The following is a 26,003-nucleotide window of genomic DNA, read 5'->3' on the forward strand; positions in this document are numbered from 1 at the left end:
TAGAACTGCCGGAACGGCCGTAATGTTCCCTGTTTCCAAGGTTCGTTACACGCACTCAATCCACGGACCCAACCGGGTCTCGCCAACCATTGTCTCACGATTTTCCGGATCAGGGCCTCGAAGCCGCTCCTGCCGCGTTGTATGGCGCACCGCGCCGGCAGGCGTCAGGCGGCGTCGGGATCGAACTTCTGCCACGCGGCGTCCCTGCGCCGCGCCCACCCGCACAAGGTCCCGCGGCGGCCCAGCTCGGCCAGCAACTCGGCCAGCCGGTAGCCGGGCTGTTCGGCGTCGGCCGCGCTGAAGAGCGCATCGGCGAACGACCCGCGGCCGCGGCACCATTCAATCCAGCCCCGGCCGGTGAGGGCAGCGGCTTTTGCCTCCCCGCCGCCGCAGCCGCCGAGGAAGACGAGAACCCGGTCGAGCCCCGCCAGCCGTGCCCAGTCCGGAGCCGGAGGCAGCAGGCCCAGCAGTACGTCGCCGTACCCCGGGGTCTCCCCGGCAGTGGGGGCCTCCCCCGGCGCCGGGCCGGGAGCGGGCGCAGCCACGGGGAAGCCGTCGAGCTCGGGCAGCGGGGCCGCCTCGTCCGGCCCGGCGTCGAACACGCCGAACTTCTCGGCTCCGGCTTCCGCGGCCGCGCGCCCGGCGGCGGCCATGACCAGGACTGCGTCCCGCCAGGGCGCCACGCACAGCGTCGCGCGCAGGTACCCGGCAAGGCCGGCCTGAAGCGCGGCAGCCGGCACGCCGGCGGACTGCCTCCCGGCGGTATTGCCCGCCGGGCGGTTCGCGGACTCCAGCACGCGCTCCCAGACCTCCAGCACCGCATGGAACTGCGCCCGGTTCCGCCACCGGCCGGAGAATTCCCGGGCCCAGCCCTGCTCCGCCTCCAGCGCGGCCGGCTCGTCCGGCGCTGGCGTCCCGCCCGCGGCCGGGCGACCCCGGGCTGAGCGGCCCGGGGCGGCGCCCACGCTGCTGCCACGGAAGACGAGCTCGGCGTTGAGCCTGCTGTTCCGGATTTCCTCGATCGGCCGGCCCGGCGGCGCGCAGCAGGACGGGTCGGTGCAGTGGGCGTTGCGCCAGTACCGCGCCCCGATCAGCCAGGCATCCCGCACCGGCAGCCCGGCCGCGCCGAGGGTGCGCTCCAGTTCAGCCAGGAGCCTCGCCAGGGAGGGAGCGATGTCGCCGTCGGGGACGCCTCCGCCGGCGTCGGGTCCGCCGTCGTCGGCCGTGTCCCCCTCCGCGCCGTCGTCGGCAGCGCCCTCCGGCGCGGAGAAGATGGCGAGCAGCGCGCCGTCCGCCTCCTCGTCGGCCTCAAGGTAGTCGCGGACGGTCCGCGCAAACGCGGCCAGCGCAGGGCCCCGGCACCTGGACGGCTCCGGGAGGTCGACCCGCAGGGTCGCCCCGAGGCGCTTTCCCTGCAAGGTCATGGCCACGAGGCTGTTGGCCGGCCAGTAGCCGAGTGAATGCGGGATGAAGCCGAGGATGTCTTCGGGGCCGGTGATTTTCAGATGGTCGGGGGCTGTCATAGGCCCAGCTTCGTCCGCGCCGGAAGCGGCGGTCAGCCCCGAAGCCTGCTATGTGGACAACCCCGCAAAACCAATCAGGGGGTGCGGCGGCGCTCCGCGACGAGCCGGCGCTGCCGGGCGAGGGCCGCCAGCAGCGGCGGCACCACCACGCCCTGCGCCGCCATCTGCCGGCGCACTTTCCGCCGCGTGATCAGGATGGCCGCGGCACCGGCCACCAGCAGCAGGAACTGCACGCTGAGCGCGATCCGGAACGCGCCGAGGCTGTAAAGCCCTTCGGGCGACAGCCCGGCCAGGTGCAGCGCATCCAGCGCCAGCCCGATCAGGAAGATCGAGAGCAGGGCGGCGATGAAGCCGCCCACGTTCACGATCCCGGTGGCGGTCCCGATCCGGTGCGCAGGGTTGAAGGTCCGGGCGAAGTCGAAGCCGATCATCGAGCCGGGGCCGCCGACGGCCAGGACCACCACCAGCCCGGCCAGCAGCCACAGCGGCGACCGCTCCGGCTGGAGTAGCACCGCGGCCCAGGCCACGGCCGTGGCGCCGGAGATCAGCAGCACCATGGTGGAGCGGCGCAGCGGGTGGCGGGCCACAAAGCTGCCCATCAGCGGCCCGGCGGCCATCGCGGCGGCGACGTACAGCGCCATCAGGGCGGACACGGTGCCGGTGTCCAGCCCCTGCGCCGAAATCAGGAAAGGGTAGCCCCAGGTCATCGCGAAGACGGTGCCGCTGAACTGCACGGTGAAGTGGCTCCACAGGCCCAGCCGGGTGCCGGGCTGGCGCCACGCCCGGGACAGTGACACCCCGGTGGCGCGCAGCCCCTGCGAGGGTTCCGGCGCGGGGTGGCCCGGCGGCAGGTCCTGCAACAGCACCACCACGAGCACGACGGCGAGCCCGGACATCCCGGCCAGGGTCAGGAACGCCGGGGTCCAGCCTGCCGAGTGCAGGATCAGGGCGAACGGCACCACGGAGAAAAGCTGGCCCAGCTGGCCGGACATGCCGGTCAGCTGGGTGAGCAGCGGCACCCGGGACGGGGCGAACCAGAGCGGGATCAGCCGGATCACGGACACGAACGTCATGGCGTCCCCGGCGCCCACCAGCACCCGGCCCAGGACACCGCCCGGGATGCTGTCGGCGAAGGCCAGCTGGAGCTGGCCGAAGCCCATCAGCAGGGCGCCGCCGGCAATCATGGCGCGCGAGCCGAAGCGGTCCACCAGCACGCCGACGGGAATCTGCAGGGCAGCGTAGACCAGCAGCTGCAGCACGGTGAAAAAGGAGATTTCGGCGGCGCTGGCGTGGAACCGGGCAGTGGCCTCGAGGCCCACGACGCCGAAGGAGGTGCGCTGACTGACCGCCACCAGGTACGCGAAGACCCCGACGATCCAGATCAGCCAGGCGCGGGGGGAGGTCACTCCCCCATTATGCCCCGGCCCGTCCTAAATAGTATTTATTCGCCGGGCTCTTTACGGGCCAGATAGGCCTCGACGGCGGCGCCGAGCGCGTCGGCGTTGGGGAGCTGGTCGTTCTCGTCGGCGAGCAGCGAGCGGCGCACCGTCCCCTCGGCCTTCTCGTCGTACCGGGTTTCCAGGCGGGAGACGACCTGCTGGACCTCCTCGGAGGCGTCGATCTGTTCGGCGATCTGCCGGCCGACTTCCCGGCCGGCTTCGCGGAGCCGGTCAGTGGGAAGCATCAGCGAGGTCGCCGCGCCCAGGTATTCCAGCCCGGCGACGGCGGCCGTCGGGTATTCGGCCTCGGCCAGGTAATGCGGCACGTGGATGACGTAGCCGGCGATGTTCCGGCCCGCCTCGACCAGGCGCAGCTCCAGGATGTGGCCGACGGCGGCCGGCACCTCGACGGTGGGCTTCCAGACCGAGATCCCCTCGATCAGTTCCGGCCTGTTGCCGTGCACGGTGACCCCGACCGGGCGGGTGTGCGGCACCGGCATCGGGATGGAGTGGATCCAGGCCGCCAGATTGACGTCAAGTTCCTCCACGATGCCGACCACGGCGCGGGCGAAGCGCTCCCACTGCAGGTCCGGTTCGAACCCGGCCAGCAGCAGGAACGGCTTGCCCAGCCCGTCCTGCATCCGGTACAGGGCCAGGCGCGGGGCCTGGTAGTCCTGCAGGTGGTCCTCGACGAAGCTGACCTGCGGCCGCCGGGAGCGGTAGTCGATCAGCTGGTCGGCGTCGAACTCGGCTATGAGCTCGGACTCCAGGGTGTCCAGCAGTTCCGCGGTGATCTGCTTGACGACGTGGCCGGCGTCGGCGAAGCCGGTGAAGCCCATCAGCAGGTTGAGCCCGCGCAGCTCGGGACTGCGGAACAGCGCGTCATCACGGACGTACAGAGTCTGGGGGTCCAGCAGGGAGCCTGAAATCCGTTCCATCACGGCATGTTCCTTTCGCAGTAGCAGGTGGTGGGGCGGCGGAGCCGGAGGGCGCGGCGGCCCACGGGCCGTGCCGATACCAGCTACAACGCCCTGCCTGCCGGGGTAATTCCTGCCGCGACTGTGGGCCAGCTCTCATTAAATTGAACTTCGGCGCCGGGGAGAGACTACGATCGGAGCTGGCCTTATAGATGGCCTTGCAGACACCGGATCGCGTGCAATGCCGACGGTGGCTCAGGTACCCGTGGCAGGGCGCCGAACATGCAGTTCCTGCCGAAATATCACAGAGAATTGAGGACTGTCCTCGTGGTCAAGAATACCGAAGTCAAACTGAGTGCCATCGCCGGAGACTTGAAGAAGTCGCCGTCCGACGCCCTCGTCGTCGGCGTGGGACAGGGCACCGACGGCCCCGTGCTGCTGGAGAACCCGCTCTCGGCCAAGGCTGCCGAGGCGCTGGCCGAGTCCCTGGCCGTTCTTGGCCTCACCGGTGCCGCCGACCAAGCGCACCGCCTCCCCGGCCTGCCCGAGGCCGGCGCGACCGTGCTGGTCCTCGCCGGCGTCGGCAAGGTCGCCGCCGGCGCCCCGCTCTCCGAGGAAGCACTGCGCCGGGCGGCCGGCTCCGCCGTGCGCCAACTCGCCGGCGTCGCCACCGTCACCCTCGCACTGCCGACGCCGAGCCTGGCCGCCGTCGCGGCCGTCGCCGAAGGCGCCGCGATGGGCGCCTACTCCTTCACCGAGTACCGCACCGCCAAGGACGGCATCAAGGACCCGGTCAAGAATGTCCGCATCCTCACCGACTTCGCCGCGGACAAGGCACTGGCGCCCGTGCTCGAGCGCGCCTCCCTGATCGGCAAGGCCGTCAACGCCACCCGCACGCTGGTCAACCAGCCGCCGAGCCACCTGTACCCCGAGTCGTTCGCCGACGCCGCCAAGGACCTGGCCAAGGGCCTGCCCGTCAAGGTGACCGTCTGGGACGAGAAGCGCCTGGAGAAGGACGGCTTCGGCGGCATCCTCGGCGTCGGCAAGGGCTCCACCCGCCAGCCGCGCCTGGTCAAGGTCGAGTACGCCCCGGCCAAAGCCACCGCCAAGATCGCGCTTGTGGGCAAGGGCATCACCTTCGACACCGGCGGAATCTCGCTGAAGCCGCACCTGGGCATGGGCGACATGAAGTCGGACATGGCCGGCGCCGCCGTCGTCCTCAACACCGTCCTGGCCCTCGCCGAACTGGGCCTGCCGGTCAAGGCCACCGCGTGGCTGTGCATCGCGGAGAACATGCCCTCCGGCGCGGCCCAGCGTCCTGCCGACGTCATGACCATCTTCGGCGGCAAGACCGTCGAGGTGCTGAACACCGACGCCGAGGGCCGCCTGGTGATGGCCGACGGCATCGTCGCCGCGAGCCAGGAGTACCCGGACGCGATCATCGACGTCGCCACCCTCACCGGCGCGCAGCTGATCGCCCTCGGCGACCGCACCGCCGGCGTGATGGGCTCCGATTCGGTCACCGGCGCGATCAAGGCCGCCGCGGACCGCGCCGGCGAGCTGGTCTGGCCGATGCCGCTGCCCGAGGAACTGCGTCCCAGCCTGGACTCGCAGGTCGCCGACATCGCCAACATCGGCGAACGGCACGGCGGCATGATGACCGCTGCCGTATTCCTGCGCGAATTCGTCGGCAAGGGCAAGGACGGCGAGCAGATCCCGTGGGCCCACATCGACATCGCCGGACCGTCCTTCAACAACGGCAGCCCGTACGGCTACAACCACAAGCAGGGAACCGGCTGCACGGTGCGCACCCTGGTGGCCTATGTCGAGGACCTTCTCTCCACGGCCGTCTAGCCGGAACCGCGGCCTTGTGGCCGGGGCTGATACCCCGGCCACAAGGCCGCGTGACACTGGACACAAGCGCTCCACAAACGCCACGGCAAGGTGGAGCATGTATTAGTGGTTCGCTAAGGTGAACCGTAGTTTCACAGCAATGAGCTTCACAGAAGTAATTCCAAACGAAAGGGAACCGGCCTGCTGGCATAATCGCGGCAGAGAAGTTCCAAGACCAGATGATGCGTGTTCTCGTGTCATCGTTCACGCGAGGGAGCGTTTTAGTGGCCGATCAGGCAACTGCGCAAGAATTCGACATCCTGGTACTCGGTGGCGGCAGCGGCGGCTACGCAACTGCGCTCCGCGCCGTCCAGCTCGGCCTTACGGTCGGCCTCATCGAAAAGGGAAAGCTCGGCGGCACCTGCCTGCACAACGGCTGCATCCCCACCAAGGCCCTGCTGCACTCCGCCGAACTGGCCGACCACGCCCGTGATTCCGCCAAGTACGGCGTCAACGTGACCCTGGACAGCATCGACATCAACGCCGTCAACGCGTACAAGGACGGCATCATTGCCGGCAAGTTCAAGGGCCTCCAGGGACTCATCAAGGGCAAAAAGGGCATCACCGTCATTGAGGGCGAGGGCAAGCTCCAGGGCACCGACACCGTCGTCGTGAACGGCACCGCGTACAAGGGCAAGAACATTGTCCTCGCGACCGGCTCCTACTCCCGCACCCTGCCCGGCCTCGAAATCGGCGGCAAGGTCATCACCTCCGACGAAGCCCTCACCATGGACTTCATCCCGAAGAGCGCCATCATCCTCGGCGGCGGCGTGATCGGCGTCGAGTTCGCCTCAGTCTGGAAGTCCTTCGGCGTCGACGTCACCATCGTTGAAGGCCTGCCGTCCCTCGTCCCAAACGAGGACGCGACGATCGTCAAGAACTTCGAGCGCGCCTTCAAGAAGCGCGGCATCAAGTTCTCCACCGGCGTCTTCTTTCAGGGCGTCGAGCAGAACGACGACGGCGTCAAGGTCACCCTCGTCGACGGCAAGACCTTCGAAGCCGACCTTATGCTGGTCGCCGTCGGCCGCGGCCCCGTCACGGCCAACCTCGGCTACGAAGAGGCCGGGCTGACGATCGACCGCGGCTTTGTCATCACCAACGAGCGCCTGCACACCGGCGTCGGCAACATCTACGCCGTGGGCGACATCGTCCCGGGCGTCCAGCTCGCCCACCGCGGCTACCAGCAGGGTATCTTCGTGGCCGAGGAAATCGCCGGCCTCAAGCCCGTGGTCGTGGAGGACGTCAACATCCCCAAGGTCACCTACTCCGAGCCGGAGATCGCCACCGTGGGCTACACCGAGAAGGCTGCCAAGGCCAAGTTCGGCGACGACCAGATCGAGACCCAGGAATACAACCTCGCCGGCAACGGCAAGAGCTCCATCCTGGGCACGTCCGGCATCGTGAAGCTGGTCCGCCAGAAGGACGGCCCCGTCGTCGGCGTCCACATGATCGGCGCCCGCATGGGCGAGCAGATCGGCGAGGCCCAGCTGATCGTGAACTGGGAAGCCTACCCGGAGGACGTGGCCCAGCTGGTGCACGCCCACCCGACCCAGAACGAGTCGCTCGGCGAAGCCCACCTCGCCCTGGCCGGGAAGCCCCTGCACGGCTAACAGCCCGCACCACCGCAAGATCACCGTGCTTAGTGCATCCGGCCGGAAAAGCCGGGTGCACTAAGCTCGAACCAGGCAGCAACCATCCGCACCAAAGATCAATAAGGAGAACGGGGACGACATGTCTGAATCCGTTAACTTGCCCGCCCTCGGTGAGAGCGTCACCGAAGGAACCGTCACCCGCTGGCTCAAGCAGGTCGGTGACCGGGTAGAGGTGGACGAGCCCCTGCTCGAAGTTTCCACCGACAAAGTAGACACCGAGATCCCCTCTCCGATCGCCGGCGTGATCGAGGAAATCCTCGTCGCCGAAGACGAGACCGCCGAGGTCGGCGCACCGCTGGTGCGCATCGGCGACGGCTCCGGCTCCGGCTCTGCCGAATCAGCTGCCCCGGCCGCCGAGGAAGCCCCCGCTGCCGAAGCTCCGGCCGAGACCCCCGCCGGCACGGAGGCTCCCGCCCCCGAAGACGAGACCCCGGCAGCTGCCGAGACCCCGGCCGCCGCCCCCGCCGGCGAGGGCCACGAAGTGACCCTTCCCGCCCTGGGCGAGAGCGTCACCGAAGGCACCGTCACACGCTGGCTGAAGAGCATCGGCGACACCGTCGAGGTGGACGAGCCGCTGCTGGAAGTCTCCACCGACAAGGTCGACACCGAAATCCCCTCGCCGGTCGCCGGCACCCTGCAGGAAATCCGCGTCGCCGAAGACGAGACGGCCGAGGTCGGTTCCGTCCTCGCCGTGATCGGCTCCGGCGCCGCCGCCCCGGCACCCGCACCGGCACCCGAGGCTCCCAAGCAGGAAGCTCCGAAGCAGGAAGCCCCGGCTCCGGCCGAGGCACCCAAGCAGGAGGCTCCCAAGCAGGAAGCCCCAAAGCAGGAAGCCCCGGCTCCGGCCGAAGCACCCAAGCAGGAGGCTCCCAAGCAGGAAGCAGCCCCGGCCGCTCCCGCAGGCGCGGCTGAGTCCGGCTACGTCACTCCCCTGGTCCGCAAGCTCGCCAACCAGCAGGGTGTGGACATCTCCTCGCTGACCGGCACCGGCGTCGGCGGCCGCATCCGCAAGCAGGACGTGCTGGCCGCAGCCGAAGCCAAGGCAGCCCCCGCCCCGGCTGCTGCCTCCGCCCCGTCCGCTGCCCCGGCCGCGGCGTCGGCTGAACTGTCCTCGCTGCGCGGCACCGTGCAGAAGGCCCCGCGCATCCGCCAGGTCATTGCCCGCCGCATGCGCGAGTCGCTGGACATCTCCACCCAGCTGACCCAGGTCCACGAGGTGGACATGACCAAGGTCGCCAAGCTGCGCGCCAAGGCCAAGAACTCCTTCCAAGCGCAGAACGGCTCCAAGCTGACTTTCCTGCCCTTCATCGCCAAGGCCGTCGCCGAAGCCCTGAAGCAGCACCCGAAGGTCAACGCCTCCTACGACGAGGACAAGCAGGAGATCACCTACCACAACGCCGAGCACCTGGCGATTGCCGTAGACACCGACAAGGGCCTGCTGGTTCCGGTCATCGCCGACGCCGGCAACCTGAACCTGGCCGGCCTGGCCGGCAAGATCGCCGACGTCGCCGACCGCACCCGCAACGGCAAGATCGGCCCGGACGAGCTCTCCGGCGGCACCTTCAGCATCACCAACATCGGTTCCGTGGGCGCCCTCTTCGACACCCCGATCATCAACCAGCCGCAGGTCGCCATCCTCGGCACCGGCGCGATCGTCAAGCGCGCCGTCGTGGTCTCCGACGAGAACGGCGACGACTCGATCGCGATCCGTTCGATGATGTACCTCTCCCTGACGTACGACCACCGCTTGGTGGACGGCGCCGACGCAGGACGCTTCCTGCAGACGCTGAAGGCACGCCTTGAGGAAGGCGCCTTCGAAGCCGACCTCGGCCTCTAGGCTGCGGCCCACCGCGAGGTGAGCGAAGGGCACCTTCCCGTCAGGGAAGGTGCCCTTAGCAATTTGCGGACACTTTGTCGCTAAGCTAGGTCCCATGAACATCGTCTATAACATCATGGTCTTCCTGCACATCATCGGCGCCGCCATGATTGTCGGTATCTGGATTGCCCAGATGAAGAAACCCACCGTGCACCCCCGCCAGTTCGACGGCGCCGCCCTGCAGATCATCACCGGCATTGTAATGATGGGCCTCATCCCGGCCCTGAACATGGAGGCGAACTACTTCAAGCTGGGCATCAAGTTCTCGATCGCCCTCGCCGTGGTGGTCCTCGCGTTCATCGGCAGCCGCAAGTACAAGAAGGACGAACCCGTCAGCAAGGGCCTCGCGCACAGCGTCGGCGGCCTTGCCCTGCTCAACGTGGCCATCGCCACCCTCTGGCAGTAGTTCCGCCCGCCACAGCGACGGCGACGCACCCCGCGCGGGTGCGTCGCCGTCGTCGTTAAGCCTGTCCCGACCGGAATATGGCGAGGCGGTCCTCTGAGAGCGGACACCGGGTGCGGCCGCGGGCCAGACTCCCTAGGATGGGGAACGGCAGGATCCCGCCTACCTGGCCGGATCGCTGATTCAACGACGCTGAGGAGTGGACATGGCAACAACACGCACCGCACACACTGTATGGAACGGCGACTTGATGTCGGGGGCGGGCAACACCACCCTGGACAGCTCCGGGCTCGGCAACTTCGACGTGACCTGGAAGGCACGCGCCGAAGCGGCCGAGGGCAAGACCAGCCCGGAGGAACTGATCGCCGCGGCGCACTCGGCCTGTTTCTCGATGGCCTTCAGCCACGCGCTGGCCCAGGCCGGCCACACCCCGGAGGAAGTCAACACCAAGGCCGACGTCACGTTCGAGCCCGGCACCGGCATCACCGGCAGCCACCTCACGCTGAACGCCCGCGTGCCCGGCATCTCCGAAGAGGATTTCCAGCGCATCGCTGAGGAAGCCAAGACCGGCTGCCCGGTTTCCGCGGCCCTGACCGGCATCAAGATCACCTTGGACGCCACGCTGTCCGCTTAGCAGCCAGCCCCCCCAGGGACGCCGAAGGCCCCCGCACCGGATTTCCCGGGGCGGGGGCCTTCGTGATGTGCGCTAGTTTCCCTGCCGGCGGGCCGGCAACGGGGCCGGACGCACCGTGCGGTAGCCCTCGCGGAGCGGCGGGCGGTCGGTGGGAAGCTCCTGGATCATTTCCTTGAGGGCGCCGATGCCGTATTCCAGCTGCGGGTCCGCGCCGGCGGCGTAGGCGTGCGGCGGGAAGGCGACCTCGATGTCGGGGGCCACACCATGGTTTTCGACGCCCCAGCCCACACCGCCGGTGAACCAGGTGGCGTAGCGGGGCTGGGTGACTCCGGTGCCGTCCGCGAGGGCGAAGCGGTTGTCGATGCCGACGACGCCGCCCCAGGTCCGGGTGCCGATGACCGGCCCGATCCCGCGGAGTTTGGACACCTGGGTGATGATGTCGCCGTCGGAGCCGGCAAATTCGTCGGTGAGGATGATGACCGGCCCGCGCGGGGCATGGTGCGGGTACGTACGCGGCCGCTCGCCGCGCGGCATGCTCCAGCCGGTGACCTTGCGGCCGATCAGCTCGGCCACGAGCTGCGAGGTGTGGCCGCCGCGGTTGCGGCGGACGTCCACAATCAGGCCGTCGAGCGAGGTTTCGGTGTCCAGGTCGCGGTGCAACTGGGCCCAGCCATTGGCCATCATGTCCGGGATGTGCAGGTACCCAAAGGTCCCGTGCGAGGCCTCCCGCACCGTGCGGCGGTTGGATGCGACCCATTCCTGGTAGCGCAGCCGTTCCTCGTCCTTCACCGGCACGACGGCGACACGGCGCTGCTTCCCTGCCTGGTCACCGTGTCCGACGCCGTTGCGCAGGGTCAGTTCGACGGCGCGGCCGGCGGCTCCGGCCAGCTGAACGGCCGGGGTGAGAGCCTCGGAGAGTTCGACGCCGTCGATGGCCAGCAGGACATCGCCGACCCGGGCGTCCGCCCCGGGCCGGGTCAGCGGCGAGGTCGCGAGCGGGTCCGAGGATTCACCGGCCAGGATGCGGGTGATTTCCCAGCCCTCGCCGTTGAAGGCGAGGTCCGCACCGAGGCGGCCCTGGCCGTTGCTGCCGTTCTCCGTCACCAGTGCCGGACGGACGTAAGCGTGTGAGGTGCCCAGCTCGCCGTGGAGCTCCCAGAGCAGGTCCACGAGGTCATCGTGCGAGCCGAGGCGTTCCACGATCGGCCGGTAGCGGGCATGCACGGAGTCCCAATCCTGGCCGGCCATGTCCTCGGTCCAGAAGAAATCGCGCTGCAGGCGCCAGGCCTCGTCGAAGGCCTGCCCCCAGACGCTGACCGGATCCAGTCGGACCCGGATGCGGTTCAGATCGACCTTAACCAGCTGCCCGGAGTCCTCATCAGCCTTGGCTGCGGCCGGTGAGACGCGGATCTGCTTGTCCTGGACGAGGACAACCTTTTCGCCGTCGCCGGTGAGCCGGTAGCTGTCCAGGGCCTCGACGATCGTGGAGGTGCGGCGCTTGGCCAGGTCGAAGCGGACCAGGCTCGGGGCCGCGTTCTTGTCCTCCAGCGTGGCCCGGCCCTCCCCCGTCACGCCAGCCAGCTCGTGGTCGAGCCAGAGCAGCGCACCGGCGGTGGCGGAGAGGTCGGAGTAGTTGCCCTGCGGGACCGGGACGTTGATCACGCGGTGCGCCAGCCCCTCGGCGTCGACCCTGACCGACACCGCATCCTCGGTGCCGGCCGTCTCGGCGGCGCCGGCGGAGTCTGCGCCATCGCCGGGGAGGGCAATGCTCGGCCCGAACGGGGACGGGGTGTCGGCGGCCAGGGCGACGAGGTAGGGCTTGATCGGGCTCGGGAAGGACAGGTCGAAAGAGTGTCCGTCGTAGACCGGGTCGAAACTGCGGTTGGAAAGGAAGGCAAGGAACTTGCCGTCGGGGGTGAAGGCGGGCGACTCGTCCCGGAACCGGCCGTCGGTGACGTCGATGATCACGGGCCGGGCGGGAGTCTCCCCCGTGCCCGTTTCAGCCGGGCCTGTTCCGGCCGCGATCCCGGCAAGCCGGAGCCGGGTGCGGGAACCGAAGGAGGTGACCGGCTCGGCCCAGCCCAGCCACGCCGAGTCCGGCGACCAGCTGAAGCCGTCGATGCTGCCCTCGCCGATGCTGCTCAGCACAGAAAGGGCGCCGGTGCGGGTGTCCGCGAGGTAGACGTCGCCGAAGGAGGTGCCGACGGCGACCCAGTTGCCGTCCGGGCTGGCCTCCAGGGCGCTGGCGCGGCTCGGCTTCGGGAAGTCGATCCGGGTGAGCTGCGCGGCGGCATGCGCTGCGCCGTCCCGGGACCCGCCGTCGTGGACCGTCGCGTCCGTGGCGGCGCCGTCGGCGGCGTCACCGTTGTGGGCGTGGCCGTCAGAGTCCGTGGCGGTGGCGGCCGCGTCCGGCCGGGTCAGGGCTGCGGCGGAGACGGGACGGGGCAGCGGCGTGCCGCTGTCCCCGTCGTGCCCGGCCCTGGCGGCAGCCGCCGGGGCGGTTGCCGGGCCGCCGTGCACGGGGGCCGCGATGGCCTTCAGGTAGAGGGCTTCGGCTCCCCCGTGGTCCGCGACGTAGGCGATCCGGCCGGCGCCGAACGGGCGGGGCAGGCGTGCGCGGACGCCGGCGGTGGCCTCCACAATGCGCGAGGGGCCGTCCTTGTGCCGCAGCCAGTGCAGGGTGCCGTGGGCTTCCACCGCGCTGGCGTCGCCGGTGTGGTCCGGGATGACGTCGCCCAGGTGGCGGGAGGGCTTCAGCGCGGTGGAGCGCCGGGCCTGCGAGGCCGAGCCCAGGGTGATGTCGAGCTTGACCGCGTCCGCGTCGGGGCCGGCCAGCAGCCAGAGTTCACCGGCGGATTCGAAGACCACCCGTTCACCGTCCGTGGCGGCATGCCGGACGTAGAAGTCCTCGTGATCCGTGTGGCGGCGCAGGTCCGTGCCGTTGGGCAGCACCGAGTACAGGTTGCCGTAGCCCTCGTGGTCGGAAAGGAAGGCGATCCGGCCGCGAACCCACATGGGGTCGGTCAGGTTGCCGTCGAGTTCCGGGACGAACCGTTCGAACTCGCCGTTCCCGTCCGCGTCGATCCAGAGCTTGCCGGCCGTGCCGCCGCGGTAGCGCTTCCACCAGGCCGGTTCGCGGGAAAGCACACTGGCCAGGACCACGGGCCGTTCGTCCCCGACCACGGTGCCGAAGGCCACCGATTCGACGGGCCCGAACGGCAGTTCCTCGGCCCAGCCGCCGTCCACCGGCAGGCTGTAAGCGTGGGTCAGGCGGCTGTCTGCCTGCCGGAAGGCACTGGTGACCACCACGTCGCCGTCGGGGGTAAACCCCTTGACCCGGGTGGAGCTGTGGCCGAAGTAGCTAAGCTGCCGGTATCCGCCGCCGTCGACGTCCGCGGTCACGACCTCCGGGGCGGTGCCCTGGACGACCGTCCACACCAGGCGCTGCCCGTCGGGGCTGAAGCGGGGGTTGCGGGCGGGCAGCTGCAGCGAGGAAACCCGCCAGGCGCGGCCACCGTCAAGAGGCGCAATCCAGACGTCGTCCTCGGCCACGAAGGTGACCAGATCGCCGTGCAGATGCGGAAAACGGAGGTAGCTCGAATTGGTCATCGTTCGATCATAGTCAAAACGGACGCGGCCTCCGGGGAGGTTCCCCTGCCGTGCCGGGCATGGTGAGATGGATCATGCGAATCCTTGTTGCCGGCGCCTCCGGGCTGATCGGAACCGCCCTTTCCGGCACGCTGCGCGGCAGCGGGCACGACGTCGTCAGCCTCGTCCGGCGGCCGGCCGCCTCGGCCGCCGAGTTCCAATGGGACCCCGCCGCCGGACGGATCGACGACGTTGCCCTCAAGGGCGCCGACGCCGTCATCAACCTCTCCGGCGCCGGCATCGGCGACCGGCCCTGGACGCGGCGCCGGATCAACGAACTGGGCACCTCGCGGCTCGGCGCGACTCGGACCCTGACGGCGGCGATGGGCCGGATGGACACCCCGCCCGCGGTCTTCCTGAGCCAGTCCGCCTCCGGCTATTACGGCAACGCCGGGTCCGCGGTGCTCCGGGAGAACGCTCCCGCAGGGAACGGCATCCTGGCCCGGATCTGCGTTGACTGGGAGGCCGCCGCGCACGAGGCGCCGGCCGGGGTCCGGGTGGTCACCGCCCGCACCGGCGTCGTCCTGAGCCGCAGCGGAGGGGCGCTGGGCCGGTTGCTGCCCCTGCTGCGCCTGGGCGTGGGCGGCCCCCTCGGCAACGGCCGCCAGTACTGGCCGTGGATCACGCTTCCGGATGTGGCGGGTGCCTTCGAATTCCTGCTCTCCGCGCCCCTGGCCGGGCCGGTCAACATCTGCGCGCCGGAAAGCGCGGACGTGAACTCGTTGATCACGGCGCTGGCCGGGGCGCTCCACCGGCCGGCCCTGCTGCGGGTGCCCGCGCCGGTCCTGCGCCTCGTGCTGGGCCAGCTGGCCAACGAGCTGCTGCTGGCCAGCCAGCGGATGGAGCCCCCGGCCCTGGCCGGTGCCGGGTTCCATTGGCAGCACCCCTCCCTCGCCGAGGCCGCCGCCTGGGTGGCGGGCCGGTCCTAGTCCCCGGCGCCGGGGAGGATCTCCTGGATCCGCCACCTGCCGTCCACCGGCACCAGGACCAGGCGGAGCCGGCGTTCCCCCGCGGCGGCCGCTTCGGCCACGACCGAGCCGCCGGCGTCGAGCTCGCGGTACGGCGGCGAGGCCACGCTGAGGGCCACTACGGCCCGCGCGGGGGTGCTTTCCGGCTGGCTCTCGACCAGCGAGAGCCGGGCCTCGAACCCCTCCAGCAGATGGCCCGATTCCGCCAGCCTTGCACCCAGCGCGGCGTCCGCGGCGGCAGCCGGCGACGCCGGGACGTTGACGCTCTCCAGCAAGCCGAGGCTTCCCGTTGCGAGGGCATAGGAACGCAGGCCGGCGAGGCCCCGGACGGCGTCCTCCGGCCGTGGTGCCGCGAGCAGCTCCTGGAATTCCGCGGGAACGTCCCGGGGTGCCCCGGCCGCGTCCGGGCTGGCTTGCGCGCCTTGTCCGGAGGCAGGTGCAGGGTCCACGGATGGTCCGGGCGCCGGCCCGGCAAGCAGCGGCGCCCCGACAATGCCGCCGGCCGTGACGAGGGCTGCCAGCACGAATGCCGCCGCAGTCCGCCGGACGCCTGCCCGGCGGACGCCTGCCCGGCGCAGACGCTGCACCCGGCCAAGCGATCCTGCATGCCGTGCGCGGTCTGCCCCTCCGCTAGCGGCATCGGTCCCGGCTCGCTGCGTCGATACAGCGAGTGCGGGGCGAAGCCGCGAGTCAGCCGTCGGACGCCGTCCCCGGCCGCGCCCTCCCCGCGACCGGCCCTGCCAGGCCCGGAGCCAGGCCCGGAGCCGTGCCGTCCGGCGCGCCCTCGCACTCACGGGCATGGAGCGCCGGGTCAGCAGCTGAGGCAGCACGGTCGGGTGCACCGACGCCGAGAGGTCCACGGGCGCTGCGGGCGCGCTGCGGAAGACGGCGGCCGCGAGTTCTGCCGCGGACGGCCGCTGGCGCCGGTCGGAGCGCAGTCCCGCCTCGAGGGCCTCTGCGAGCCCGGCCGGAACCCCCGGAACCAGCAGCGGCAGCGGCGGCCGCTGCGTCTCCGGCTCCGGCGCCCTGCCGGTCAGGCAGAACCAGCCCAGGGCCGCCACGGAATAAACGTCACCCTCCGGCTGAAGCCCGGCCCGGACGGCATCAACCGGCGCTGGGTCGCGGAACCCGTCCGTGCCGGGGCGGGACGGTGCCCCCGGGTCCGCCAGCATCCGGGCCACACCGAGGTCGGAGAGCAGCGGCTTGCCCCGGGCGGTGAACAGCACGTTGCCGGGTGAGACGTCGCCGTGGGTAAAGCCGTTTCCGTGCAGATAGGCCAGCGCCTGCGCGATCGGCGTCAGGATCGTGACGGCTTCCCCCGGCGTGAGGCTGCCGCGCGCGGCCAGCAGCGCCGCCAGTGATCCGCCGGGCGCATAATCCAGCACCAGGCCCAGACCCGCGGCATCGCCGCTCCCGTCGCGCAGCCGCACCACGGCGCGGGCCTTGACGAGGTGTTCGTGCTCGAGCACGGAGAGGATCCGTACCTCGCGCCGCACGGCCTCCTCGGCGTCGTCCGGCGCCGTTGGCCCGGCACCGGCAAAACACTTCAGCGCGACGTCACGGCGCGTCACATGGTCCGTGGCCAGCCAGACGGCGGCGGTTCCGCCGCGCCCCAGCAGCCGGCCGACGTCGTACCCGGGAACCTCCGGGGCCCGCCCGGCGGCAGGCAGGGAAGGCAGCGTGTCATCATCCATAGCTCAGGAATAGCCGATCCGCGCCGTCCCTGCAGAAGTTATCCACAGGCATGAGAGCTTCGCCACAGAATCGGTCCGCAGAAGCGCCGAGGACTAAGCTGGATGCCATGACTCTTGAGTTCTCCCAGCTGGGTCTCGCTCCCGACTTCGTCGACTACACCCGCGGCTGGGACATCCAGCGCGAGCTGCACGAGAAAGTCGCCGCCGGAACCGCCCCCAGCACCGTTCTGCTGCTCGAACATTCCGCGGTCTACACCGCCGGCAAGCGCACCGAAGACCATGAACGCCCCTTCGACGGGACCCCCGTGGTGCCGGTGGACCGCGGCGGCAAGCTGACCTGGCACGGTCCGGGCCAGTTGGTGGGCTATCCCATCATCAAGCTGAAGAACCCGGCTGGCATCCGGGACTACGTCGAGCGCCTCGAAGCCGTCATCATCGCCGTCCTGGCCGACTACGGCATCGACGCCGTCCGGATCAAGGGCCGAGCGGGCGTCTGGATCGACCAGGACGAGAAGGGCCCGGCGCGGAAGATCGCCGCCATCGGTATCCGCGTCCACGAGGGCGTGACCATGCACGGCTTCGCGATCAACTGCAACAACGACCTGGCGCCCTACGCCCAGATCATCGCCTGCGGCATCACCGACGCCGGCGTCACCACGATCGCGCAGGAGACCGGCCGGGACGTCACGCCCGCTGACCTCGTGTCGCGGATCACCGAGGAACTGCGCAACAATGAAGAAGCCCTAGTTGCAACCCATGAAGGAGCCCTACTGTGACACTGGCACCAGAAGGCCGGAAGATGCTGCGCATCGAGCAGCGCAATGCGGCCACCCCGGTGGAGCGGAAGCCCGAATGGATTAAGGCCAAGGTCCAGATGGGCCCGGAGTTCGTCCAGCTCAAGAACCTGGTCAAGAAGGAAGGCCTGCACACCGTGTGCGAGGAGGCCGGCTGCCCCAACATCTTCGAATGCTGGGAAGACAAGGAAGCGACCTTCCTGATCGGCGGCTCCGAATGCACCCGGCGCTGCGACTTCTGCCAGATCGACACCGGCAAACCCTCCCCCGTGGACATGTTCGAACCCACCAAGGTGGCCCGCTCGGTCCAGGCCATGCAGCTGCGCTACGCCACCGTCACCGGCGTGGCCCGCGACGACCTCGCCGACGAGGGCGTCTGGCTCTACGCCGAAACCGTCCGCAAGATCCACGAACTGAACCCCGGCACCGGCGTCGAGCTGCTGATCCCGGACTTCTCCGGCAAACCCGAACACATCGCGGCGATCTGCGACTCCAAACCCGAAGTCTTCGCGCACAACGTCGAAACCGTGCCGCGGATCTTCAAGCGCATCCGCCCCGCGTTCCGCTACGAACGCTCCCTCGACGTCATCACCCAGGGCCGCAACCTCGGCATGGTCACCAAATCCAACCTGATCCTGGGCATGGGCGAGACCCGCGAGGAAATCTCCGAAGCGCTGCGCGACCTGCACGAGGCCGGCTGCGACCTGATCACCATCACCCAGTACCTGCGCCCGAGTGAACGCCACCTCCCGGTGGACCGCTGGGTCAAGCCGCAGGAATTCGTCGACCTGCAAAACGAGGCCGACGAGATCGGCTTCCTCGGCGTCATGTCCGGGCCCCTGGTGCGCTCCTCCTACCGCGCCGGCCGGCTCTGGGCCACCGCCATGCGCAAAAAGGGCTGGGAAATCCCGGCCGAACTCGCGCACATCGAAAGCTCAGGCAGCACCCGCCAGGAAGCCAGCTCACTCCTCGCGGCGCACTCCTGAACAACCCCGCACACCCATGCCGCCCAGGGCCGGCGCCGGAGCAATCCGGTGTCCGGCCCTGAGCCGTGGATCACGTAGAATTAAGGCACTATGGCGAATTCCCCTGACTCCAGCACGTCCACTTCTTCAGCCGATGCGCCGAAGCGTGGCCTTTTTTCCCGCAAGCCCAAGGAAGCCAAGGTCAAGAAGCCGAGCCGGCTGAAGCAGATCCGCGAAGTCTTCCAGATGACGCGCCGCCACGATCCGATGGTCCCGTGGCTGATGCTGCTGGCCTTCCTCGGCGTCGTGGCTGTCAGCTTCCTGGTGGGATTCCTGCTGGAGAACTGGATCACTGGGCTGATCATCGGCATTCCGCTGGGTATCCTCGCGGCCACGCTGATCCTCTCCCGCCGCGCCGAACGTGCGGCCTTCGCCCAAATTGAGAACCAGCCGGGCGCCTCGGGCGCCGCCCTGGGCACCCTCCGCCGCGGCTGGATCACCGAGGAGCAGCCGGTCGCCGTGAACCCGCGCACCCAGGACGCCGTGTTCCGCGCCATCGGCCGGCCCGGCGTCGTGCTGGTCAGCGAAGGTCCCAGCCACCGCGTCAAGCCCCTGCTCGACGGCGAACGCAAGCGCCTCGCACGCATCCTGCCCAACGTCACCATCCACGTGATCGAGAGCGGCCGGGGCGAGGGCCAGACCCCGATCAGCCAGGTCGCCAAGAAGATGGGCAAGATGAAAAACGAACTGACCAAGACCGAGGTCAGCACTGTCTCCAAGCGCATCTCCTCACTTGGCAACCGCCTGCCGATCCCGAAGGGCATCGACCCGTACAAGGCCCGCCCGGACCGCAAGTCGGCCCGCGGCCGCTAAGGGCGCCCGCGCCTTAAGCGAACGAACGCCCCGGTTACCGGCATCATGCCAGGGACCGGGGCGTTCCGCTTTGGCCCCCTCATCCCACGTGTCCGACGCCGGTGCCGCACCGCCGGCCGGCAGCGCAGCCGCCGTCGTTCCGGCCGCCGCTTATGCCGCCACCCCAACCGAATCCGGAGAGCTCCATGAAACGTCCCTCGAAGTCCGCCGTCGTCAGGATTTTCCGCGTGCTGGCCATCGCCGAAGCCTTCAGCTGGGCGGCGCTGCTGGTGGGGATGTTCCTCAAATGGGTGCTCCGCACCACCGAACTGGGCGTGGAGCTCGCCGGCCCGGTGCACGGGGCGTTCTTCATCGGCTACGGAATCTCGGCCCTGGCGCTGTGGCGGCTGCAGCGGTGGCCGTTCCTGGTGGCGCTCTTTGCCGGATTCTCCGCGGTCCTGCCGTTCACCACCGTTTGGTTCGAGCGCTGGGCCGGCCGCCGCGGCTACCTCTCCGTCCGCGACGGCGAGGACGACCTGGCCCGTGCCCAGGAGCCGGCGCGGGTCTAAGTCCCAACGGCGCGCTTGGCGATCCGGTGCGTTTCTTCGCTGCGCCGGTCAGCCCTCCCGGGCTGGCCTCCGGCCGCTCGGCGATTAGCCACGGATGGCCGCCATGCGGGGCGGGATGCCGGCCATCTCTGGCTAAGCGCTGGGCGTTCGGTGCGCTACATCCGGACGAGAATCGTGTTCATGGCCTTGTCGTGCAGACCACGGTGATCCGGGTCGAAGATGACCGCGGGGATCACGAGGCACAGCAGCACACTGCGGACCAGGGCCGGAAGCGGGCCCGCGGGGCCGCCGCCGAGCCGAAGGACATGGATGCCCATGATGCGGTGGCCGATGCTGTAACCCAGCGTGCCCACCAGCAGCGCCTGCTCCACGGCGAACACGGCCAGGGTTGCCCAGGAGTTCCCGCCAAAGGCGAAGTTGCTGATCAGCAGGGCGATCCCCCAGTCGATGCAAATGGCGAGGATCCGCCGTCCGGCCCGCGCGATGGAGCCGGGGCCGGACTCGGGCAGGCCGAGGCGCTCTCCCGGGTACTTGGAGATGCCGGAGGTGTCCGGTCCGCTGAGCCAGGAGCCTATGTCTTTGCGATCAACCACCCTCCAAGCCTATCGGCTCCGGCAGGCCTCCACGGATGTTCACAATGTGGACTTTCCGTGGTCATACAGCGGACCCGGATAGGCCACACTGTGGACAGCGGCTAGCTTTAACACGTCAGCGCATTCTGTAACCTGCCCGAAACAAAGCGGACACCGCGGGGAAATCCCGTGTCCTTAGGGTGGTAACAGTTGCCAGCGGCATCGTAGGCGGGGTGAACATTGCGTTTTCCCCGCCGTCGGACTGCGCTGGACCACACGGCCCGACGGCCAGATCTTTCATATGCGTAAGGAGCATAGATGTTCAAGACTGCGGACGAAGTCCTCAAGTTCATCAAAGACGAAGACATCAAATTCGTCGATATCCGCTTCACCGACCTCCCGGGCGTCCAGCAGCACTTCAACGTGCCCGCCAAGAGCGTTGACGCGGACTTCTTCGTCAACGGCCAGCTCTTCGACGGCTCGTCGATCCGCGGTTTCCAGGGTATCGCCGAGTCGGACATGCAGCTCATCCCGGACGTCACGACGGCGTTCGTCGACACCTTCCGCATCGAGAAGACCCTCGCGCTAAACTTCTCCATCGTGAACCCCCGCACGGGTGACCCGTACCACCGCGATCCCCGCGGCGTGGCCGAGAAGGCCGAGGCCTACCTGGCCTCCACCGGCATTGCCGACACCGCGTTCTTCGCTCCCGAGGCCGAGTTCTTCGTCTTCGACAACGTCCAGTACCAGTCCTCCCCGCAGGGCAGCTTCTACAAGATCGACTCCGAGGAAGCGCACTGGAACACCGGCCGCGAGGAAGAGGGCGGAAACCTCGGCTACAAGACCCCGGTCAAGGGCGGCTACTTCCCGGTCTCCCCCACCGACAAGCAGGCCGACCTGCGCGATGCCATGTGCATCGCCCTGGACGAGGCCGGCCTGGAGGTTGAGCGCAGCCACCACGAGGTCGGTTCCGCCGGCCAGGCCGAGATCAACTACAAGTTCACCACGCTGACCCACGCGGCCGATGACCTGCAGAAGTTCAAGTACGTCATCAAGAACACCGCGGACGCCTGGGGCAAGTCGGTCACCTTCATGCCGAAGCCGGTCTTCGGCGACAACGGCTCGGGCATGCACTGCCACCAGTCGCTGTGGAACGGCGGCGAGCCGCTGTTCTACGACGAGAAGGGCTACGCCGGCCTGTCCGACACCGCCCGCTGGTACATCGGCGGCCTGCTGAAGCACTCCTCCGCCGTGCTGGCCTTCACCAACCCGACGGTGAACTCCTACCGCCGCCTGGTCAAGGGCTTTGAGGCCCCGGTCAACATGGTCTACTCGCAGGGTAACCGCTCGGCCGGTATCCGTATCCCGATCACGGGCTCCAACCCGAAGGCGAAGCGCATCGAGTTCCGCGCTCCGGACCCCTCCTCCAACCCGTACCTGGCCTTCGCTGCCCAGCTGATGGCCGGTATCGACGGCATCCGCAACCGCATCGAACCCCCCGCACCGATCGACAAGGACCTCTACGAGCTCCCCGCCGAGGAAGCCAAGGACATCCCCAAGGCCCCGGGCACGCTTGAGGAGGCCCTGGAAGCCCTGGCCGAGGACAACGAGTTCCTGCAGGCCGGCGGCGTCTTCACCCAGGACCTGATCGACACCTGGATCGAGTACAAGTACGAGAACGAGATCCGTCCGCTCTCGCTGCGCCCGAACCCGTACGAGTTCGAGCTCTACTACGGCGTCTAATCGCCAGAGTCTTCCGTCAACGGATGGCACGACGGCGGCCCCCACCTTCTGGTGGGGGCCGCCGGTCTTTAAGCAACGGCCTCGTCAGGACACGGCTACTCCCCGGTCGTGCCGTCGATCCTCACGCCATACCCGCCAGGCCTCGTCGCCGGCGTCGGCGTCGGCGGTTGCCCCGTCGAAGTCCCCGTCCGGGTCCGCTGCGGAATGAAAGCCCGGCGGTGTTTGTGCTCATGCGCGCCATCCTGTGACGGGCCGGTCAGAAGGCCCGGTACATGGTCCGCTGCGGGCCCGCGTCGCCGCCCAGGTACTGCCCGCGGTCCTCGAAGCCGGCCTTGCGGTAGGCGGCCTGCCCGGCAGGATTCTCTTCGTTGACGGAGAGGACGACGCCGGCCTGCGCGCCGCCGAGGGCTGCCGTCAGTTTCGCTGCCGTGCGCACGGCGGCCTCCGCTGCCAGCGTGCCCAGGCCCCGGCCCTGCTGCCGGCGGTCGATCAGGAAGCCGCGCAGCAGCCAGACCGAGGTGTCGTCCGACCAGCCGGCCAGGGTCGCCGCGCCAGTCTGCAGCGTCAGGACCCCGACGGCGGATCCGTCGACGTCGATGACGAAGGGGTGCCGGGCGTCCTCCTCGAGGCCCATGAGCATCATCCGCAGCGGGTCTCCGACAAAGCGGCGCTGCCCCTCGCCGAGCTTAAGTTCGGCGACCTCCCCCAGCTTCACGGCGCGCGCGTCGTCGTCGAGGTCCTTCAGAGGCAGCAGCCACACGTGTTCAGGCATGACAGAAGCGTATCCAACGACGGGGCGGCACCGCCGCCATCGCCTCGCCACCGCAGGCCCGGCAGTGTCCGGCGTGCCTACTGGCCGTAGAAGACCCGCTCAAACACGGCGCGGGCCCGCCGGCTGAGCCGCAGGTAGTCCTCCTCAAGCGCGGCGGCGTTCCCCTGGCCGTAGCCGCACCAGCGGGCTACCGCCTCCAGGTCGCGCCGGGAGGAAGGCAGCAGGTCCGAGGCACGGCCGGTCCAGATCACGTTCGCCGAGCGGATCCGGCTCGCAAGCCGCCAGGCCCGCAGCAGCAGCACCACCTCGCCGGCCTCCAGCAGCCCCAGCTCGGCGGCCGCTTCCAGGGTCTGCACCGTGGAGGTGGTCCGCAGCTCCGGGTGCCGGCCGGCATGCCGCAGCTGCAGCAGCTGGGCGAGCCATTCGACATCGCTCAGGCCGCCCCGGCCCAGCTTCAGGTGCCGGGCCGGATCCGCGCCGCGGGGCAGGCGCTCGGCCTCGATCCGCGCCTTGACCCGCCTGACCTCGCGGACATCCTGGTCGGTAATCGTTTCGGGGTACCGGATCGGGTCGATCAGCGTCACGAAGTCGACGGCGAGGTCGTCGTCGCCGGCCATCGGCCGGGCCCGCAGCAGCGCCTGGGCCTCCCAGATAAGGGACCAGCGGCGGTAGTACTCGGCGTAGGACTCCAGCGACCGCACCATCGGCCCGGCCTTGCCTTCCGGGCGCAGGTCCGCGTCCACCATCAGCACCCGCTCGGCCAAGATGGCGGGTTTGAGCGGCTGGGTCAGCAGGCTCGAGAGTTTGCCGACGATCATAGCCGCCTGCTGCTGCGCCTCGTCCTCCGGGACGCCGGGCAGCCCGCGGTGCACGTACATCACATCGGCGTCGGAGCCGTAGCCGATCTCCCGGCCGCCCTGTCGCCCCATCGCCACCACCAGCACCCGGGTCTTGAGCGGCCCGCCGGCCGCAACGACCGTCTCCGCCACCCGGAGGGCGCCCAGCACCGCGGCGCGGTCCGTGTCGGCCAGCGCCGCGCCTACCTGGTCCTGGTCCAGCAGGCCGGCGCTGTCGGCGATGGCGATCCTGAGGATTTCCCGGCGCCGGATCAACCGGATCAGGCGCATGGCGCTTTCCGGGTCGGCGTGCCGGGACATCTTGGAGGTGATCTCCAGCCACTGCGCCTCATAGCTGAGCGGGACCAGGTCCTTGTCTGAGCCGAGCCAGGCCACCGACTCCGGCGAGACCTCCAGCAGGTCCGAGATGAGCCTGGAGTTGGAGAGCACATGGCAAAGCCGCTCGGCCGCGGCCGTCGAATCCCGGAGCAGGCCGAGGTACCAATGGGTGGTGCCGAGCGCTTCGCTGACGCGGCGGAAGGCCAGCAGCCCGCCGTCGGGGTCCACCCCTTCGGCGAGCCAGCCAAGCAGGATGGGCAGCAGTTGCCGCTGCAGCGCGGCGCGGCGGCTGACCCCGCCGGTAAGCGCCTCGATGTGCCGCATGGCGCCGGGCGGGTCGAGGTAGCCGAGCGCGGCGAGCCGGCCCTGCGCGGCCTCCGGGGTGAGCCGGGCTTCCTCGCTGCTGAGCGCGGCGGCGGTGTTCAGCAGCGGCCGGTAGAAGATGCGTTCGTGCAGTTCGCGGACGGAGCGCTTTGTCTTACGCCACGCCGCGAGCAGCGCGTCGGGGTGCGGGCGTTCGTTGGAGAACGGGCCCAGCACGGCCTTCGCGAGGGACCGCAGCGAGGCCTCCTTGACCGGCATGAGGTGGGTGCGGCGCAGCTGGAAGAGCTGGATCCGGTGTTCGAGCAGCCGCAGGTAGCGGTAGTCCCGGTCGAATTCCTTGGCGTCGGAGCGCCCGATGTAGCCGCCGGCGGAGAGCGCGGCGATGGCCGAGGTGGTGTCCCGGCAGCGCAGGGTCTCGTCCGACTTGCCGTGCACCAACTGGAGCAGCTGGACCGTGAATTCGACGTCGCGCAGCCCGCCGCGGCCGAGCTTGATCTGCCGCTGCTCCTCCTCGGCCGGGATGTGTTCGGTGACGCGCCGGCGCATGGACCGGACCGATTCGACAAACCCTTCGCGGCCGGCGGAGGCCCAGATCAGCGGCGCGACGGCGGCCTCGTAGCGGGCACCGAGGGCGGCGTCCCCGGCGATGGTCCGGGCCTTGAGCAGCGCCTGGAACTCCCAGCTCTCGGCCCAGCGTGCGTAGTAGCTCTCGTGCGAGGCGAGGGTGCGCACCAGCGGCCCGGATTTGCCCTCCGGCCGGAGGTTGGCGTCGACCTCCCAGAGCCCGGGTTCCCGGCTCGTGGACATGATGGCCCGCGAAATCCCCGAGGCCAGGGCGGTGCCGATCGTGTTCGCGCGCGGGTCCTCCAGCGTGCCGGCGTCGATCACGTAGATGACGTCGACGTCGGAAATGTAGTTCAGTTCGCGGGCCCCGCATTTGCCCATGCCGATCACGGCGAGGCCGACGTCGGCCACCTCCGCGGCGCTGAACTGTTCGGCCGCCTCGGCCCGGGACACGGCCAGGGCTGCCTCGATGGCGGCGCCGGCCAGGTCTGCGAGCTCGGCACCGACGGCGGGCAAGTAGTCCAGCGGGTCGGCCGCGCACAGGTCCTTGACCGCCAGCTCCACGAGTCCGCGCCGGTAGGCCGTGCGGAGCGCGGCGTACGCTTCCTGCCCGGCCAGGCCCGCGACCGGACGGGCAGCTTTGGGATCGGCGCGGACCGACTGCAGCAGGCGGGCGCGGAGCGCGGCGGCGTCGGCGGGGGCAGGTTCGGGGCTGGGCCTCGTGTGGAAGGCGTCCAGGTGTTCCGGGTGCCGGATGAGGAACTCGCCGAGCGCCTCCGACGCGCCGAGCACCCGGTAGAGCGGTTCGCTGCGGTCCGGCTCCGCCGCGGCCAGCTCGCGCAGGTCCGGGTGCTTTTCGATCAAACGCACCAGCGACTGGAGCGCCGTGTCCGGGTTGGCGGCCAGCGCCAGCCCGGCGAACAGCGCATCCTGGTCCAGGCCGTCCAGCTCAGGGGCGGCCAGGAACCGCTCGCCCTTCTCGAGGTCGTTGAACCCCGCGGCGATGAGGCGCCGTGCCAGGCTCAC

At 69.7% G+C, this 26,003-nt stretch carries 19 protein-coding genes; 11 read left to right on the forward strand and 8 right to left on the reverse strand.

Going from position 1 to position 26,003, the window contains the following annotated elements:
• Window positions 1-164: 164 nt before the first annotated feature.
• The 3 genes from E7Y32_RS14985 to E7Y32_RS14995 all read right to left on the reverse strand — a co-directional run bounded on the left by E7Y32_RS14985 (window position 165) and on the right by E7Y32_RS14995 (window position 3,903).
• Window positions 165-1,523 (reverse strand): DUF4192 family protein, encoded by a 1,359-nt coding sequence (locus E7Y32_RS14985; RefSeq protein ID WP_146337820.1) that lies wholly within the window; start codon window positions 1,521-1,523, stop codon window positions 165-167.
• Window positions 1,524-1,597: 74 nt separating this feature from the next.
• The gene (locus E7Y32_RS14990) at window positions 1,598-2,929 is read right to left on the reverse strand and encodes a nitrate/nitrite transporter (protein WP_146337821.1); all 1,332 of its coding nucleotides are present in this window, start codon (window positions 2,927-2,929) and stop codon (window positions 1,598-1,600) included.
• A 35-nt stretch (window positions 2,930-2,964) separates the two neighbouring features.
• Window positions 2,965-3,903, reverse strand: a complete 939-nt coding sequence (locus E7Y32_RS14995; protein ID WP_146337822.1) for a proteasome assembly chaperone family protein — start codon at window positions 3,901-3,903, stop codon at window positions 2,965-2,967.
• A 303-nt stretch (window positions 3,904-4,206) separates the two neighbouring features.
• Here E7Y32_RS14995 and E7Y32_RS15000 point away from each other — a divergent pair, with 303 nt between their 5' ends.
• From E7Y32_RS15000 to E7Y32_RS15020, 5 genes are all read left to right on the forward strand, one after another.
• Window positions 4,207-5,733, forward strand: a complete 1,527-nt coding sequence (locus E7Y32_RS15000) for a leucyl aminopeptidase (RefSeq protein ID WP_146337823.1) — start codon at window positions 4,207-4,209, stop codon at window positions 5,731-5,733.
• A gap of 263 nt (window positions 5,734-5,996) precedes the next feature.
• On the forward strand, window positions 5,997-7,382 hold the full coding sequence (lpdA, locus tag E7Y32_RS15005; RefSeq protein ID WP_146337824.1) for a dihydrolipoyl dehydrogenase: 1,386 nt from the start codon (window positions 5,997-5,999) through the stop codon (window positions 7,380-7,382).
• Window positions 7,383-7,503: 121 nt separating this feature from the next.
• Window positions 7,504-9,261, forward strand: a complete 1,758-nt coding sequence (gene sucB / locus E7Y32_RS15010; protein WP_146337825.1) for a 2-oxoglutarate dehydrogenase, E2 component, dihydrolipoamide succinyltransferase — start codon at window positions 7,504-7,506, stop codon at window positions 9,259-9,261.
• 94 nt (window positions 9,262-9,355) lie between these two features.
• The gene (locus E7Y32_RS15015; protein WP_146337826.1) at window positions 9,356-9,706 is read left to right on the forward strand and encodes a hypothetical protein; all 351 of its coding nucleotides are present in this window, start codon (window positions 9,356-9,358) and stop codon (window positions 9,704-9,706) included.
• Window positions 9,707-9,908: 202 nt separating this feature from the next.
• Window positions 9,909-10,337 (forward strand): OsmC family protein, encoded by a 429-nt coding sequence (locus E7Y32_RS15020; RefSeq protein WP_146337827.1) that lies wholly within the window; start codon window positions 9,909-9,911, stop codon window positions 10,335-10,337.
• 72 nt (window positions 10,338-10,409) lie between these two features.
• Here E7Y32_RS15020 and E7Y32_RS15025 read toward each other — a convergent pair whose 3' ends face one another.
• Window positions 10,410-13,946, reverse strand: coding sequence for a S41 family peptidase (locus E7Y32_RS15025; RefSeq protein WP_146337828.1), 3,537 nt, complete (start codon window positions 13,944-13,946; stop codon window positions 10,410-10,412).
• A 74-nt stretch (window positions 13,947-14,020) separates the two neighbouring features.
• Between E7Y32_RS15025 and E7Y32_RS15030 the strand changes: the two genes are divergently transcribed.
• Window positions 14,021-14,914 (forward strand): TIGR01777 family oxidoreductase, encoded by an 894-nt coding sequence (locus E7Y32_RS15030; protein WP_146337829.1) that lies wholly within the window; start codon window positions 14,021-14,023, stop codon window positions 14,912-14,914.
• Here E7Y32_RS15030 and E7Y32_RS15035 read toward each other — a convergent pair.
• Window positions 14,911-16,647 carry a serine/threonine-protein kinase gene (locus E7Y32_RS15035; protein WP_146337830.1) on the reverse strand — a complete coding sequence of 579 codons (1,737 nt, stop codon included), beginning with the start codon at window positions 16,645-16,647 and terminating at the stop codon, window positions 14,911-14,913. The two genes, E7Y32_RS15030 and E7Y32_RS15035, sit on opposite strands and share 4 nt — an antisense overlap.
• Window positions 16,648-16,754: 107 nt before the next feature.
• Here E7Y32_RS15035 and lipB point away from each other — a divergent pair, with 107 nt between their 5' ends.
• From lipB to E7Y32_RS15055, 4 genes are all read left to right on the forward strand, one after another.
• Window positions 16,755-17,423, forward strand: a complete 669-nt coding sequence (gene lipB, locus E7Y32_RS15040) for a lipoyl(octanoyl) transferase LipB (protein ID WP_146337831.1) — start codon at window positions 16,755-16,757, stop codon at window positions 17,421-17,423.
• Window positions 17,420-18,427: a lipoyl synthase gene (gene lipA, locus E7Y32_RS15045; protein ID WP_146337426.1), complete on the forward strand. Its 1,008-nt coding sequence runs from the start codon at window positions 17,420-17,422 to the stop codon at window positions 18,425-18,427. The genes lipB and lipA overlap by 4 nt, the downstream gene beginning before the upstream one ends.
• 90 nt (window positions 18,428-18,517) lie before the next feature.
• Window positions 18,518-19,279 (forward strand): DUF4191 domain-containing protein, encoded by a 762-nt coding sequence (locus E7Y32_RS15050; protein WP_146337832.1) that lies wholly within the window; start codon window positions 18,518-18,520, stop codon window positions 19,277-19,279.
• 185 nt (window positions 19,280-19,464) lie between these two features.
• Window positions 19,465-19,827: a DUF3817 domain-containing protein gene (locus E7Y32_RS15055; protein ID WP_146337833.1), complete on the forward strand. Its 363-nt coding sequence runs from the start codon at window positions 19,465-19,467 to the stop codon at window positions 19,825-19,827.
• Window positions 19,828-19,982: 155 nt separating this feature from the next.
• On the opposite strand, the gene E7Y32_RS15060 is transcribed toward E7Y32_RS15055, so the two are convergent.
• Window positions 19,983-20,420: an RDD family protein gene (locus E7Y32_RS15060; RefSeq protein WP_146337834.1), complete on the reverse strand. Its 438-nt coding sequence runs from the start codon at window positions 20,418-20,420 to the stop codon at window positions 19,983-19,985.
• A gap of 297 nt (window positions 20,421-20,717) precedes the next feature.
• On the opposite strand from E7Y32_RS15060, the gene glnA reads away from it, so the two are divergent.
• A complete protein-coding gene (gene glnA, locus E7Y32_RS15065) occupies window positions 20,718-22,142 on the forward strand; it encodes a type I glutamate--ammonia ligase (protein ID WP_138769611.1) in 1,425 nt (474 codons plus the stop codon).
• A gap of 256 nt (window positions 22,143-22,398) precedes the next feature.
• Here glnA and E7Y32_RS15070 read toward each other — a convergent pair whose 3' ends face one another.
• A complete protein-coding gene (locus tag E7Y32_RS15070; RefSeq protein ID WP_146337835.1) occupies window positions 22,399-22,914 on the reverse strand; it encodes a GNAT family N-acetyltransferase in 516 nt (171 codons plus the stop codon).
• A 77-nt stretch (window positions 22,915-22,991) separates the two neighbouring features.
• Window positions 22,992-26,003, reverse strand: a complete 3,012-nt coding sequence (locus E7Y32_RS15075; protein ID WP_146337836.1) for a bifunctional [glutamine synthetase] adenylyltransferase/[glutamine synthetase]-adenylyl-L-tyrosine phosphorylase — start codon at window positions 26,001-26,003, stop codon at window positions 22,992-22,994.

The sequence above is a fragment of the Arthrobacter sp. UKPF54-2 genome, assembly GCF_007858535.1.
Lineage (GTDB): Bacteria > Actinomycetota > Actinomycetes > Actinomycetales > Micrococcaceae > Arthrobacter.